The following is a 16,476-nucleotide window of genomic DNA, read 5'->3' as shown; positions in this document are numbered from 1 at the left end:
TATTTTAATTTTTCATTCTATATAATTTTAAATTTATCCATTCAACTTGTGTCTTTACAAGTTCTTAGCTATACATAATGTCACACATTAATACTTTAGGCTTAACATGGACAACCCTAAGCGTTCAACGCTAAAAAAGCTAGCTGCTATAGGTTTAACAGCTAGTGCGATAACACATGCGCCTTATGTTTTTGCCCGAAAAAAAGTCACATTAAGAGTACTTGGTACTCATGTAACACTCCAAGAGGCTATCCGCAAGCAAGCGATGAGTGACTTAGGTATTAATATAGAATTTACTCCAGCAGGCAGCGCTGCTGTTTTGCAAAAGGCATCAATGGACCCTAGCTCCTTTGATTTATACGAACAGTGGTCAAACAGCATTAATGTGCTTTGGGATGCAGGTTCTATTCAGCCAATAGAAAAAAAGCGACTCACCTACTTTAATGAGATAAATCCACTCACTAAAACGGGAAAACTAACCGAAACTGCAAGTATTGGTGCAGGTGATGCCCCCTATAAATTATTAAATGTTCAACCCGATGGCACATTAAGCGCTCAAGAAAGCGATCATATTAGCTTTTTGCCTTATGTGCATAATGTTGACTCTTTTGGTTACAACACCGACTTTATTAAGCCCGGTATAGCATACGAAACAGAAAGCTGGAGTTGGCTGCTTGATGACGAGAACCGAGGTAAAGTAGCTATTGTAAATGCGCCTACCATTGGATTATTTGACCTAGCCCTAGCAGCACAAAGCAAAGGACTTATAAAGTTTAACGATATAGGTGCAATGACCCGCCCAGAACTTGATAGATTGTTTAGTATATTACTCGACTTTAAACGCCAAGGTCATTTTAGTGGCTATTGGAACTCGGTCCCTGAATCGATTGAGTTTATGAAAAGTAAGCGTGCCCATATAGAAAGTATGTTTTCGCCTGCCGTCTCTGCGTTAAACAGTCAAAATATTAATGTTCGTTTTGCCGCGCCAAAAGAAGGCTACCGAGGCTGGCATGGTGTTATGTGTTTATCGTCACAAACACAAAGTAGCGTAAAAGATGCAGCTTACGACTATATGAATTGGTGGCTTTCAGGCTGGCCTGGTGCATTTATTGCTCGCCAAGGTTATTACATTAGTAACCCACAACGCTCTAAACTACTTCTATCTCAGGCCGAATGGGATTACTGGTACGGTGGAAAAGCAACAAACATAGATTTATTAAATACAAATGGCGACGTAGCAGTAAAAGCGGGTGAGCAACGTAATGGCGGTAGTTACCATAAACGCTTTAGCAATGTAGCAGTATGGAACACCGTTATGCCAACCTATGACTACAGTCTACAAAAATGGTATGAGTTGATTAGCCGATAATGATAATAAATTCAATTAAATCAAAAATAATATTAGCTTTGTGTCCGCTGATTGGATTACTTCTTTTGCAAAGTTACTTGTTTAACTATTCGCAAACGACCTTACTAAACTTGCAAAAGTCGCAGCATAACGCGCTTATTCAAAGCGAAGCTGTGAATCACTTAGAAAACGATATTATCTCTTTGCAAGCGTATGCAGTCTCATTTATTGACAATGCAAATGAAAATACAATTACCAAATTTAATTTTTATTTAAATAAGGCAAATCTAAACCTGAAGCAACTAAAAACAAATACTCTACACCATCCTCTTGAATACAAAAACTCACTAATACGCCTTGGCGAGTATTTAAGTAACTACCAAGATACATTTGGCCAAGTTGTCGTAAACAGACAAAAACGCGAACATCTTTACACTACTCAGTTCAAACAGCCTATTGATGACTTACAAGTAACAATTAGTAATTTAGAGGAGTCTTCAAGCGACAGTAACAAGGTTATTTTCAACGATGTTTTACTCACAATAAGTAATTTACAACACGCAATTATAAGCTACCTCTATAAACCTAATTTTGATGAAGCACAAAATGTAAAACAAAACCTAAATCACTTACATAAAAAACTAACGAGCACCTCTGTACTAAATGAATCTCTCTCCAGTAAAACAACAAGCTTAAAACAAGCTTATAACCAACTTGTATTACTCACCCGCAGCTATACTTTTTCTGTAAATGTTGTACTAACAGGCATAGAAAACGAATTGCTGTATTTAACAAATGAAATTAAAAATATAGAAAAAAACAAACTAACTGAAACAGAAGAGCAACTAAGTAATCACCTAACAAAAAACACAGAGCAGGCAAATATATTTGCCGTTTTAATTATGTTAATCATTTTATTTTTAAGCTATTTTATTTTTAGATCAGTTATAAAACCGATTACTCAGCTCACTTTACTACTTAAAGATATGAATAACGAAAAGCCAGTAACTATTTCAAATAACAACCAAAATCAAACAGAAATAGCATCGGTAATAAAAGCCGCTAACGCTTTGTATCTAAAAAACAAGCAAACCAAAGAACTGCTCAACGAAACTCGTGTATTAAATACCCAAATGGAAGCAATGAATGCCGACCTAACGAGTGCTATGGAGCAAACTGATAAAGCCAATAAAACAAAAATAGATTTTGTAGCCAACATGAGTCATGAGCTTCGCACCCCAATGAATGGCATATTGGGCATGTTGCAACTGTTACAAAGCAGCGAGCTTCCTTTAAGGCAAAAACACTATGCAGACAAAGCTTTTTCAAGCGCTCAAAATTTATTACAGATTTTAAATAATATTCTGGATTTTTCTAAACTAGAATCGGAAAAAGTCCAGTTAGAGAAAATTCCATTTACCTTACATACTATTGTTTCTAACGTACAAAACTTGTTCTCAACCAATGCAAAGCAAAAAGGTTTGTTATTAAACTTTACTTTGCATGTTGATGCAGGGCTTGAACTTATTGGCGATCCCATGCACTTAAGCCAAATAATAAATAACTGTGTAGGTAACGCAATTAAGTTTACTGAGCATGGTGAAATATCATTAATTATAGAAGCGACATCTCAACACGAAAAAACAATAAACCTTCGCTTTAGTATAAAAGACACCGGTATTGGGATGACCGAAGAGCAATCAAAAATTATATTCCAGTCTTTCTCGCAAGGTGATTCAAGCACAACAAGAAAGTATGGTGGAACCGGTTTAGGACTCACTATTAGCAAACAATTAACTAAACTGCTTGGCGGAGATATACAAGTAAGGAGCACGATTAATCAAGGTAGCGAGTTTTTCTTCACTCTACCTTTTACCTTATCTGAGCAGCAAAAACTTAAAAAACATGCCCTATTAATTAGCCCCGATAATGAGCAAATTAAAAAATTAATGGACTTGCTAAGTGATATAAATATAACAACAGAAACCACACAAGAACCATTAAGAGCCATTGCTAAAATGGCTCAACCTAATAGCCCATTTAGTATTGTAATAATGTCGATAAAACAAAAAGAGCTCAAAGATAACTTTATATTACAACAACTGTATGCTCAAAATAAAAATACTAATGAAAAATTGACGCTTATTTTATTGATCACTGATGAAGAGTCTCCTGAGCCAATTGCAAAAAATGAAAGTATAGACATTACAATTATTGGTAATAAGAATAGTGAAGTAGAAATTTTAAGGAAGCTTTCACCTGATAATTTTAAAGAAAAGCAATTAAGGCCTCATCCTAAATTCTCGGGTTTTAATGCATTGGTGGTTGACGATAATAAGATTAACCAAGAAATAGCTTCTGCCCTTTTAGCAAGGTTAGATATGGCCGTGATCATTGCTAATGATGGACATGATGCATTAGGTAAAGTAGAGACAAATGACATTGATATTATTTTTATGGATGTTCAGATGCCAGTTATGGACGGCTTAGAGGCAACAAGTATATTAAGAGAGCGGGGCTACAAAACTCCCATAATTGCAATTACAGCAGCCGCAGATCCTAATGATAAAAAAGCAGCGTTTAGAGCGGGTATGGATGACTTTTTAGTAAAACCAATTATTTTTGATGCTCTTTTCGAAAGTATAGAAAAACACCTACAAAGTAACAAACCATTAAATACAATTAATCTGCAGCTGGCAAAAGACAACGTAGAAAACAATGATGAATTGTTAGCTAAATTATTTACTCAGTTTGTCAACGATTACAATGACTTTTCAACTAAAGCTGATATATTAATCAAAAATGGAGAGTTAGAAAGCTTAATTCGACTAGTACATACACTTAAAGGATTGGCCGGAACATTAGGCTTGGAGCTACTGCAACAAAGCACGCAAAGTATTGAGAAAAACTTAATAGATGAGAAGAGTATTAACTTATCTAGCTTTAACGAGCAATTAACTCTTACACTTTTTGCTGTAAAACAATTTTTGATAGCTGACGGCTTTAAAAAAGAGCATAAGCAACTAAATCAGTTAGAAAACGAAGACTCGGTTATTGATAATATATACTCATTAGCATTAACAGCTCGCCCTGTACCTAGCAGTTTGATTAGACAGCTAGAAATGAATCAATATGATAGAGGGCACTCTTTATTTAAACTCAAAGAAGCAATTGACCATTTTAACTACGCGTTAGTAATTGAGCTTATTGATAAGTATAGAAACGATAATAAAAATTAGGCATAACCACTAACCTGAACTAGATTTAATACTGCAAAGAACGCAAAGAAGGATAGATAGTGCATTCAAATTATCTCGCAAACAGTAATGGATTAACCACAGAGAAAAAGCATAAACCTTTAATTCTTATTGTTGATGACGAACCTAGTAATTTACACGTATTAGTTGAAGGACTTTTAACTGATTACGATGTACGTATTTCGACTAGTGGTGAACAAGCATTAGTATTTGTTGAGTCAACTCGCCCTGACTTAATTTTATTAGACATAATGATGCCAGGCATGGACGGCTACGAAGTATGCAATATACTCAAAGCGAAACAAAATACTAAAGGGATCCCTGTTATATTTGTCACTGCGCTTACCGAAGAAGAGTCTGAAGAAAAAGGCTTTGCTATGGGCGCAATTGACTACATACACAAACCTTACAAGCTAGCGCTCGTTAGAGCACGTATCCGTACCCATATTACCGCACAGGGCATGCTTGATAGGCTTATAGAAAAAAACTTTGACCTACACGATAAACTACTTGAAATAGAGTCACTGGCGAAAGAACTAAGCCAGCGTGAAGAAGAATTAAAAGAGCTCTCTTCAAAACAAAAGTTATTTTATCAAGCCCTAACGGGAACCGCCGATGGCGTTGTTATTACCGACAGTAACGGAAAAATTATTGCCGTAAACCCTTCATTTTGCCGCATTACTGGTTACTCTGAATCTGACTCCCTGCAAATGCAGTTGCACGACATTAAACAAAATAACCACCCTAGTATTAGCTTTGATCAAGTATGGGAGCATGCGAATCAAGCTGGATATTGGAGTGGAGAACTTGTAACCAGACGCAAAAATGGCGAGCTTTACCCTGAGCTACTAACTCTAAGTATGGTTAAAGGCGATCAAGATACTAATGTGCATTATATTGGTGTGTTTAGTGATATTTCGAGCGTTAAAGTAACACAAGAAAGAATACACTACCTCACATGGCATGATGAGCTTACGGGTTTGCCAAACCGAAATGGCTTTTTAAAACAGTTAGAGCAGCAACTTCAGGTTTGTAGTACCGAAAATAGTTATGCCTATATTTATATTATTGACATAGACAGCTTCCACTCAATAAATGATGGATTAGGCCTACTTGCTGGCGATAACATTTTAAAAGAATTAACTAAACGAATTCATTCTAAGGTGAGTAAAAAAGATGTTATTGCTCGCTTAGGCAGTGATGAATTTGCGGTACTGTGTACAGTTGAAAAAGGCGTTGGTAGAGTTAGAGCCCAAGCTATGGCAGAAAATAAAGCTCAAGAGCTGCTTATAAGTGTAAACCATCCTTTTAAGGTAGGTGAGCAAGACGTTAGCTTAACGGTAAGTATTGGCACGTATATTTTTCCTCGAGAAGATCAGTGGGAAAGCGCTATTGAAACTATTCGTAACTGTGAGGCAGCTTGTTACAAGGCAAAAGAGAAAGGCGGTAATAGAGTTACCTTTTTTGATACTTCGTTTGGCGAGCAAGCAAAACGTCGTTTTGAAATAGAGCAAGATTTACGCAAAGCTATCTCAAATAATGAGTTATCCCTATATTTACAATCCCAATTTGATCGAAGCCAAACCCTTAAAGGGGCTGAGGTTTTATTAAGATGGGAGCATCCCCAAAAAGGCTTTATTAGCCCTGGTGAGTTTATATCTATAGCCGAAGAATCAGATATAATTTATGACTTAGATTGCTGGGTAACTTCAAATGCACTTGAAATATTAACGCAACTTAGTAAAACTCACCCTGAGTTAAATTTATCGATTAATATAAGCGGCAGGCACTTTCATGAAGCTCGTTTTTTAAGCTTTATTAGCCAACAAATAAAGCAACATAGCATTAATCCTCAGCAACTCACTATTGAGATAATTGAAGGGACATTGCTTAATCATATGGAAGCGGCTATTGAGGCTGTTCACTTTCTCAAGAAGCTAGGTATTAGGGTATCAATTGATGACTTTGGTACTGGATATTCGAGCTTAACTTATCTAAAACAATTACCTATACAAGAACTAAAAATTGACCGCTCTTTTGTATTGGAAGCACCGACTGATAATAACGATAAGTTAATTATTGATATGATTGTAAGCTTAGGCCGTTTATTCGAGTTAGAGATTGTAGCTGAAGGCGTAGAGAACCAATCCCATTTTGATTTATTGCAGGAATATCCAGAAGTTATTCTTCAAGGCTACTATTTACATAGACCTGAACCTGCAAGCGATTGGCTTGATAAATTAAAATAACCGTTGCGTAATTTACAAACTAAAAAGCCGAGCATGAATATGCTCGGCTTTTTATGAACCTAAGTTTGCAGTTACTCGCGAACTTGGCCCACTCCATTAACTAAATACTTTTCTGTGGTCAGTGATTCAAGACCCATCGGACCGTACGCATGAAGCTTAGAGGTTGCTATACCAATCTCTGCACCTAAACCCAGTTGTGAGCCATCAGAAAAACGAGATGATGTGTTAACCATTACTACAGAAGCGTCAACACTACGCTGGAATAACTCTGCAGCAGCTGCGTTCTTAGTACAAATCACTTCAGTATGGTTGGAACCAAACTGAGCGATATGATCCACAGCAGCGCTGAAAGTTGGCACCACACGAATAGCAATTTCAAGGTCTAGGTATTCTTCACCAAATTCGTTATCGGCTAACACAGTTGCATTATCAAAATATTTAGCTGCAAAGCTGTCGGCATTTATTTTTACACCTTCTTGGCGTAATACAACTGCGCAAAGATTTAAAAACTCATCTGCAACATCTTGATGAACTACTAAGCCCTCAAGTGCATTACAAACACCCGTACGTTGCGTTTTACCGTTAAGTAGTAAGTTAAGCGCAATTTCTAGGTCTGCATCTTTATCTACATATAGATGACAAACGCCTTTGTAATGCTGAATTACTGGGATCGTACTGTTTTCAGTAACAAAGTTAATTAAGCCTTCACCGCCACGTGGAATTATTAAGTCAATGCTTTCACGTTGCTGCATTAATTCCATTAATAGTGCACGATCTGGATCTGGAATCACTGAAATAAGTGATACTGGTAAGTTATGCTTTTCAAGTACGCTGTGCATTACACTTGCGATAGCTTGCGAACTTTTAAGTGCTTCTTTACCGCCACGTAAAATAACGCCATTACCTGATTTAAAACACAATGCGCCAGCGTCTGCTGTTACATTTGGGCGTGCTTCATAAATCATACACACAACGCCAAGAGGTACGCGCATTTTACGAATTTTAATGCCATTTGGACGCTCTGTGATATCACGTAGCTGACCAACAGGATCATCTAGGCTTACTATTACTTCAATGCCTTCTGCCATTGCTTCAATGCGCTCATCGTTTAGCGTTAAGCGGTCTATCATTGAGGCTGCTAAGTTATTGTCGCGTGCTGCGCTTAGGTCACTCTCGTTTTCTTTAATTATAAATGCTTTTTGCTCTCTTAGTGCCGCTGCCATTTCAACTAGTACTTGATTTTTAGTCTCGGTGTCGAGTAAAGCAAGTGTATGGGCAGCTTTAGCTGTCTGGCGTGAAATGTCCGTAATTAAGCTCATGACTTCTCCAATAATGCGATATGTTTTTCAGATATAACTGGTCCAATTGAATCCTGCATTTTTTCGCTGAATTCACTCTGTTCGTTGTCTGCAATAAAGTTTAACAAACAGCTACTATAATTTGCGGTCGCTTTAGCTAAACGCGTACCGTCTTCACTACGTACTAAAATAGTATCACCAACAGCAAATTCACCATGGACTTCCATGATTTCATCACCGCGAATACAGCCACTTTCCCCTTCCAGGGATTCATCAAATGATCCATCAACAACAACTTCACCTTGCTCGTTTGCTGTGTGTGTCATCCAATGCACAGAATCCTGCATCGGTTTTTCGTACGGTAAAAATACGCTACCAGGATTTTCCCCAGCTAGCAATTTCGTAAATGTTTCTTCTTTAAAGCCGTTTATAATATAAGTTGCTATACCATGTGACGTTGCTTTTTCTGCCGCTTCTATTTTAGTTTTCATACCACCAGTACCAACGGCACTTGTAGCACATCCTGCCATAGCATAAATAGATTCATCAATTGATTTTATTTCAGGCAGTAGCACCGCATCATCATGCAAGTTAGGGTTTTTATCATACAACCCGTCAACATCTGAGAATATTAATAAAGCATCGGCGTCGGCAGCTGCTGCAACCATTGCTGATAAGTTATCGTTATCACCCACTCTTAAGTCGTCGGTAGTTACAGCATCATTTTCATTAATGATAGGAAGAACACCATGCTCAAGTAAAGTAAACACTGTTTCACGAATACTTTGGTAACGCTCGCGATCACGTAAATCGCCGTGCGTTAATAATAGCTGCGCAGATGGAAAGTCAAAAAAGCGGTCCCACATGGCGATCATTTCTGTTTGACCTGCTGCTGCCATTGCTTTTTTCATCACCACAGAACGAGGTTTGTCTGAAGGGAATAAATGCGCTCCAGCCGCTACAGAACCCGATGATACTAAAATCACCTCAATTCCACGGGCACGACAACGAACAATGAACTGTGCGATGGTTAATATGTAACGCGAACGGCAGCCATCTTGATCTGGTGCAATTAATGCACTACCTACTTTAAGTACGATACGTCGCCAATTTAACTTTTGCATAAATGCTCAACTTTCCATTTTATCTGCGCTCATCTTAATTAGACGAGCTAAAACTAAGTAGCTAGGTTTAAAACATAGCTTCGAATTTTGCTTTTCATTTAGGCAACACTTTTTTACACACACGCAAAAACCATATCTAAAACAAGAAGCTTAGATTTGAGGTCAAGTGTAAAGTAGCAACAACCCAATAATATTGAGCAGCACTAATCAAAAAATTTAAAAGTGTTGTTTATGCATCGCTGTAAAAAGCTGTGTGTGGCTTTTTTATTAACAACATGCATAGAGCCTCTAAAGTCTGATACACCAACAGATAGGGTGAAGACCAAAGGACCGAGATTTAACCGCCACGATGGGGGTTAAACATTGAAAGTAATAGTTCAACTCAAACCTTTATTTACTTAAATAATTAAATAAACTTGTTTGGCAAAACCATACCAAGAATTCGGCAAATGATATTTTTTTAATGTTCGAACACCAGAAACATTACTAACTCCTGATTATAAAGATTAAAAATGACGTTAAGATTAACAAGCCTGTTTTATCTTCAATAAACTTCGTTAGATGACTAATTATTAGAACACGAAGCATAATACACTAAATACCCCTTTAAAATCAAGGTTAAAAATCGAACTAGATTATTACAAAACACTCACATTTTTTATATTGTTATTAAAATTCAATAAATTAAACAATTAATACACATTAAAATAAGCTAGCTAAGCTCTCGTTAAATGATTTAAGCGTACTAATCTTTTATAAGCAGCTAAAATTGATTAGTAATATTTGAGTTTCCGGTGTATACCCCTGTATTAATAATTAACAAAAGTTATACTTTCTAAACATATCGTCATAAATAAGGAATTCTTAATCTATGTCAGCAATTTACATAGCCGGTATCGCACTTTGCTCTGTGCTTGCCCAATGGGTCGCGTGGGCTTTTAGAGTACCCGCTATTCTTTTTTTATTGCTTACTGGTCTTTTACTTGGACCATTTAGCGGTGTTTTAGACCCTGATGCGCTTTTAGGTGATTTACTGTTTCCAGTAGTATCTCTAAGCGTTGCCATCATTTTATTTGAAGGTTCCTTAACTCTGCATTTCAGGGAATTAAAAGGGATAGGAAAAGTCGTAAGAAACCTCTGCTCAATCGGTATGCTTACTACCTGTATTATTATTAGCCTTAGCGCCTACTGGTTGCTTGAGCTTAATTGGCGTGTAGCTGCAGTATTGGGCGCAGTGCTAGTTGTAACAGGCCCTACCGTTATAGCACCGTTATTAAACTCAATGCGCCCAACACAAGATATAGACCGCATACTTCGCTGGGAAGGTATTGTAATAGACCCTATTGGCGCATTATTTGCTGTATTGGTATTTGAAGCCGTAATGCTTGTAGGCCAAGGCGAAGTATTTAGTCATACTATTATTGCTTTAGTTAAAACCCTAGGTGTTGGTTTAAGTATTGGTGTTGCCGCTGGTTGGCTAACAACACTATTAATGCGTCGCGAGTGGCTGCCATTTGAATTACATAAGTTTGGGATTTTAGCGCTAGTACTTATTAGTTTTTCTGTATCAAACTATTTAAGCCATGAATCAGGTTTATTGGCAGTGACTGTATTTGGTATATGGCTTGCGAACCAAGACGATTTAGAAATAGATTCTGTACTTGAGTTCAAAGAAGACTTGTCGATGATATTAATATCAACGCTGTTTATTTTACTTGCAGCACGCTTACAGCTTTCTGATTTGATGATGCTCGACAGCGACGTATTTATATTTTTAGCTATTGTGCTTTTTGTTGCACGCCCACTGTGTATTGCTATTTCGACCTTTGGTACTGACCTACCAATGAAGTCTCGCTTGGTACTTGCTTGGATTGCTCCTCGGGGTATAGTTGCCGCAGCCGTTGGGTCGGTATTTGCACTAAGCATGATGGAAGCTGGCGTTGCTGATGCTGAAAAAATGGTGCCACTCATATTTACAGTGATCATCATTACGGTTGTACTGCAAAGCTTAACAGCCATTCCTGTTGCTAAGCTATTAGGTGTTCGCCAACCATCACCAAACACAATATTAATTATTGGTGCGAACCATGTATCACGTGCAATTGGGCGTGGCTTACAAGAGCAGAATATTCCGGTTCACCTTTCAGATCCTGCATGGGAAAACTGCAGAATGGCACGTATGGATGGCTTAGCTTGTTATTACGGTAACCCACAGTCAGAGCATGCTGAACGCTATTTACCTCTGACAACTATTCGCAGTGTCTTAGCGCTATCGCCAAATCGTCATCATAATGCGCTAGGCGTTCAATACTTTTCGCATTTACTTAATGAAAAAAATGTATTCTCGCTTCGCTCATCAACGTCGCATGCTAAAGCAAATAAAGACAGCGCAACGTTTTTATCCAGACAAATACTGTTTGGCGACGAAGGTTCATATGCACGTTTGAGCAGTATTATAGCTAAAGGCGGTAAGGTTAGTTCAACACGTATCTCGGATGAGTTTAGCTGGGAGCAATACCTAGAAATGAACCCTGAGGCTATCCCTTTATTTATTCTTAAAGGTGATAAAGACAGCGACGACGATACGCCAATTAAACTAAGACCATTTACAATCAACATGGAAAAACCGCCGCAAGAAGGCGAGCGTGTTGTTGCATTACAGCCGCCTAAAATGTCGGTTTTAAAAGACCCGCAAACAAAGGCTAAAGAAGAAAGTTAAACACTTTTACTACCTGTAAAAACTCAAAAAACCCTAACTTAAAAAGTTAGGGTTTTGTTTTTTAAGGGCCATTAAATAGGAAGACGAGCTCGCGCAACCACACTATCTGGCATTTTTTGCGCTAACTTAGTCAACGCTCGCTCAATTTTTTTATGAGTCGATTTATCTGCCACCATAGAATTAAATAGCCAACGATAGGCATCTTCAAAATCACGCGGGCTGCCATAGCCATCATTAAATAATTTAACTAAACGTAATTGTGCTTTTAAATTGCCTTGCGACGATGCCTCACGCAAATACGTAATTGCCATTGCTTTATCTTGCTGAACTAAACGCCCTGTGTCGTAGTAACGCCCCAATTGCTCTAGCGCTGCCGCTAAGCCTTGCTCAGCCGCTTTTCGCATGTAATACACACCTAACTCTACATTTCGATCGACACATACGTTATAAGCCAGCATATCGCCATACAAAAACTGATAAGACGGCAATGCCATTTTATTGGCTCGTGCTTCTATATCTTGTACCAACTGGCAATCATCTGCCTTTACGCGCGCTAAATGCGTGTTTTTATTTATTAACGCAATTAGCTCAGATTCTGTATACAGCGGTACGGCTGCTGGACTTTCCGTAGCTAAGCTATTGGTTGATATAAATAAAGCTAATGAAATAAATGAAAGCTTTAATACGCAATTACGAGAAAATAAATGCATGTTCACCACTTTTAAAAATAAACCTACTAAATAGTATACAAAGATCGTTCCAAGGTGAATTTTAGATATAAAAAAAGCTGCACTAAGCAGCTTTTTTCAATCTAATAGTAATTACGCAAACGGGTTGCGAAGTACCATAGTTTCTACACGGTCTGGACCTGTAGAGATAATATCAATCGGAACACCCGTAATTTCTTCAATACGCTTGATGTAGTCAATCGCCGCTTTTGGTAAACCGTCTAGGCTTGTTACACCAACAGTGTTTTCTGACCAACCTGGCATTTCTTCGTATACTGGCGTTACTTTATCGTAACCTTCTGCTGCTAATGGCGTTATGTTAGTAACAGTGCCATCTTCAAGCTTATAACCAGTACAGATTTTAAGTGTTTCTAAGCCATCTAAAACATCAAGCTTAGTTAAACAAAAACCTGAAATACTGTTGATTTGAACTGCACGGCGCATAGCCACTGCATCTAACCAACCAGTACGACGAAGTCGACCTGTTGTTGCGCCAAATTCATGACCTTTATCACCTAAGTGCTTACCTACTGGATCTTGTTTTTCAAGACCATCATAAAGCTCTGTAGGGAAAGGACCTGAACCAACACGTGTCGTGTACGCTTTAATAATACCTAAAACGTAATCAAGGTTTAGTGGACCAAAACCAGCACCAGTAGCAACGCCACCGGCAGTTGTGTTTGAAGATGTTACATAAGGATAAGTACCGTGATCGATATCAAGTAATGTACCTTGTGCACCTTCAAATAAAATGTTTTCGCCTGCTAAACGCGTTTGATCTAAAAGCTCAGTTACATCTACAACCATTGCTTTTAAGATATCTGCAACAGCCATTGCATCATCAAACGTTTTTTGAAAATCTACAGCATCTACTTTGTAGTAGTTAACTAAAGTGAAGTTATGGTACTCAAGAACTTCTTTTAATTTAGCTGCAAAAACTTCAGGATTAAATAAATCACCTACGCGTAAACCACGGCGCGCCACTTTATCTTCGTACGCTGGACCGATACCACGACCAGTTGTACCAATTGGCTTATCGCCACGAGCAGTTTCGCGGGCTACATCTAATGCAACATGGAAAGGCAAGATTAGTGGACATGCTTCACTTATTAAAAGACGCTCGCGTACTGGTACGCCACGTTCTTCAAGCATGCCAATTTCTCTCATTAGCGCTTCTGGTGATAAAACTACACCATTACCAATCACACATTTAACATTGTCACGTAATACACCCGATGGAATAAGGTGTAGAACCGTCTTTTCACCTTCGATAACTAAAGTATGACCCGCATTGTGGCCACCTTGATAACGAACTACTAAAGATGCTTTGTCTGTAAGGAGATCAACTACCTTACCCTTTCCTTCGTCACCCCATTGGGTGCCTAATACAACAACGTTTTTACCCATCGTAAATTCACTTAGAGAAAATTAGGACGAGATTTTACCAGAAAACTAAAGTAAAGATCACCCCTGTTCAGCTTATTTTTTCTGCGCGTAACTGTTCTACCGAAATATCAGCTAATAACCACATAAATAACAGTGATTTATGATTACAAATAGCATTTAACAAAAAGCCCCGCAAATGCGAGGCTTTTTAACTTTTAAATAATTAAGGTAAAGCTTATTGAGCTTTAGCACCTTTCATATATTGAAAGAAGTCGCTATCTGGTGAAAGCACCATAACGTCTTGCTTATCTTTAAAAGTCTTTTTATAAGCTTCAAGCGAGCGCACAAAACTAAAGAACTCAGGGTCTTTGTTATACGCATTAGCATAAATACCAGCAGCGTCAGCATCACCTTGACCACGTACAGAACGCGCATTACGCTCCGCGTCGGCAAGCATTACTGTGACACGACGGTCAACACCAGCACGAATGGTCTCAGCTTTTTCCTGACCTTCAGAACGGTGCTCTTTTGCAACAGCAGTACGCTCAGCGCGCATACGTTGGTAAATAGAGCTACTTACTTCTTGTGGTAGGTTAATTTGCTTAACACGTACGTCTAGTACTTCAATACCAAGCTCACGCGCACTTTCAGAAGCTTGTACTAACGCTTCTTCCATCAATTCGCTACGCTCACCCGATACAATTTCACGAATTGTACGTGTACCAAAGTTTGTACGAAGACCATTATTTACTTTTTGTTTAAGTAGCGTTTCAGCGTATTGCTTATCGCCACGTGCACGTAAGTAAAAAGCGCTAAAGTCGTTAACACGCCATTTTACAAACGAATCAACAATTAAGTCTTTTTTCTCACTAGTAACAAAACGGTCTGGCGCACCATCTAGCGTTTGAATACGTGCATCAATGCGACGTACTTGGCTAAAAAATGGCACCTTAAATTGTAGGCCTGGGCCATATACAATCGCTTTGTCGTCGCTATCTTTTTGTACTTTACTGAATAACATTACAATTGCTTTTTGCCCTTCAGGTACAACAAATACCGATGAGAAAGACATAACAATGGCAGCTAATAGTATTACTAAACTAAAGTTTTTCATTATGATTATCTCCCATCATTAAAGCGGTCGTTGTTAAAGCGGTCATTGCCACTGTTAACAGAGCTATTACGCGACGTATTTACTTTATTACGTAAATCTTGAATATCACTAGAGCTTGGAAGTGCAACACGTGTTGCTGTCCCTTGCTTATCCATAATCTTATCAAGAGGTAAATAAAGCATGTTATTACCGCCTTTAACATCAACCAATATTTTAGAGCTACTGCCTAGCACTTCTTCCATTGCATCAATGTATAAGCGCTCACGAGTAACTTCTTTAGCTGCTTGATATTCAGGTAATAGCTTTTCAAAGCGAGCTACCTCACCTTGTGCTTCTAATGTTATACGCTCTTGGTAACCTTCAGCTTCTTGAGTCATACGCGTTACTTGACCACGAGCACGAGGCTCAATTTCACGAGCATATGCTTCTGCTTCACGGATGAAACGTTCTTCATCTTCTTGTGCAGCAATCGCATCATCAAATGCATCTTTAACTTCGGTTGGCGGACGAGAGTCTTTAAAGTTCACGTCAGTAACAATTAAACCTAAGTTATATGGTTCGATAATCTTATTAAGCTCATCCCATGTATTTTGACGAACAACCTCACGGCCATTAGTTAATACTTGGTCCATTTTTGCATGGCCCACAACATAACGTAGTGCACTGTCTAGCGCTTCTTCTAAGCTACTATCAGCGTTGGTTACGCTAAACTCATAAAGATATGGGTCAATAACACGGTATTGCACCTGAAACTCTACGCTCACTACGTTTTCGTCTTCAGTAAGCATAAAACCAGAAGCCGATAGTGAACGAACTGCTTCAATATCTACTGGGATTACCGTTTCGATGAAAGTCATTTTCCAACGCAGGCCGGGATCAGCAATTCGGTCATATTTACCAAATTGTAGAACTACACCACGCTCGGCTTCTTTAACCGTATAAATACCACTTAACGCCCATACAATAACGGCGATAATAAGTATGAATGAAATACCGGCTCCGCCAAGTCCACCGCCGCTACCATTGCCGGATTTTTTCCCGCCAAATAAGCCGCCGAACTTGTTACTAAACTTGCGGAACACCTCGTCTAAATCAGGTGGGCCTTGATCACGTCCGCCTTTATTATTCCACGGATCTTTGTCATTGCCATTATTACCCGGTTCATTCCAGGCCATAGCTATACTCCATTGTTATCTAAATAAATTAGGAAATTGTGTTAAATCTAACAAATCTACCGCGTTTCTCATACAAAA

The 16,476-nt window shown here is 38.4% G+C and carries 10 protein-coding genes; 4 read left to right on the top strand and 6 right to left on the bottom strand.

Translation table 11 applies throughout. The features are described from left to right. Positions 1–106: 106 nt before the first annotated feature. From WNY79_RS04435 to WNY79_RS04425, 3 genes are read left to right on the top strand one after another with little or no spacing between them, the layout of a single operon-like run. On the top strand, positions 107–1,369 hold the full coding sequence (locus tag WNY79_RS04435; RefSeq protein WP_342875256.1) for an extracellular solute-binding protein: 1,263 nt from the start codon (positions 107–109) through the stop codon (positions 1,367–1,369). Further along, positions 1,369–4,587 carry an ATP-binding protein gene (locus WNY79_RS04430; protein WP_342875255.1) on the top strand — a complete coding sequence of 1,073 codons (3,219 nt, stop codon included), beginning with the start codon at positions 1,369–1,371 and terminating at the stop codon, positions 4,585–4,587. Before WNY79_RS04435 ends, WNY79_RS04430 begins: the two co-directional genes overlap by 1 nt. Before the next feature lie 59 nt (positions 4,588–4,646). Further along, complete coding sequence (locus tag WNY79_RS04425) at positions 4,647–6,854, top strand: EAL domain-containing protein (protein ID WP_024600218.1); 2,208 nt, start codon at positions 4,647–4,649, stop codon at positions 6,852–6,854. A 71-nt stretch (positions 6,855–6,925) separates the two neighbouring features. Here the strand turns inward: WNY79_RS04425 and WNY79_RS04420 are convergent, their stop codons facing one another. Together WNY79_RS04420 and proB are read right to left on the bottom strand one after the other, a co-directional pair. After that, entirely contained in the window at positions 6,926–8,173 is a 1,248-nt protein-coding gene (locus tag WNY79_RS04420) for a glutamate-5-semialdehyde dehydrogenase (RefSeq protein WP_024600219.1), read from the bottom strand. Further along, positions 8,170–9,276 (bottom strand): glutamate 5-kinase, encoded by a 1,107-nt coding sequence (gene proB, locus WNY79_RS04415; protein WP_024600220.1) that lies wholly within the window; start codon positions 9,274–9,276, stop codon positions 8,170–8,172. The genes WNY79_RS04420 and proB overlap by 4 nt, the downstream gene beginning before the upstream one ends. 871 nt (positions 9,277–10,147) lie before the next feature. On the opposite strand from proB, the gene WNY79_RS04410 reads away from it, so the two are divergent. Further along, a complete protein-coding gene (locus tag WNY79_RS04410) occupies positions 10,148–11,995 on the top strand; it encodes a sodium:proton antiporter (protein WP_007586413.1) in 1,848 nt (615 codons plus the stop codon). A gap of 71 nt (positions 11,996–12,066) precedes the next feature. Here the strand turns inward: WNY79_RS04410 and WNY79_RS04405 are convergent, their stop codons facing one another. The 4 genes from WNY79_RS04405 to hflK form a co-directional block, all read right to left on the bottom strand. Then, entirely contained in the window at positions 12,067–12,705 is a 639-nt protein-coding gene (locus WNY79_RS04405; RefSeq protein WP_024600221.1) for a tetratricopeptide repeat protein, read from the bottom strand. Positions 12,706–12,816: 111 nt separating this feature from the next. Further along, entirely contained in the window at positions 12,817–14,130 is a 1,314-nt protein-coding gene (locus WNY79_RS04400; protein WP_024600222.1) for an adenylosuccinate synthase, read from the bottom strand. Between the two features lie 214 nt (positions 14,131–14,344). Continuing rightward, positions 14,345–15,223 (bottom strand): protease modulator HflC, encoded by an 879-nt coding sequence (gene hflC, locus WNY79_RS04395; protein WP_002957880.1) that lies wholly within the window; start codon positions 15,221–15,223, stop codon positions 14,345–14,347. Positions 15,224–15,228: 5 nt separating this feature from the next. Then, a complete protein-coding gene (gene hflK / locus WNY79_RS04390; protein ID WP_010554352.1) occupies positions 15,229–16,398 on the bottom strand; it encodes an FtsH protease activity modulator HflK in 1,170 nt (389 codons plus the stop codon). Between the last annotated feature and the right edge of the window lie 78 nt (positions 16,399–16,476).

Origin of the sequence: Pseudoalteromonas sp. AS84 (assembly GCF_038900255.1) — a bacterium.
GTDB lineage: Bacteria > Pseudomonadota > Gammaproteobacteria > Enterobacterales > Alteromonadaceae > Pseudoalteromonas.
The sequence above is the reverse complement of the archived record's forward strand: the minus strand, read 5'-3'. Positions and strand labels throughout refer to the sequence as shown.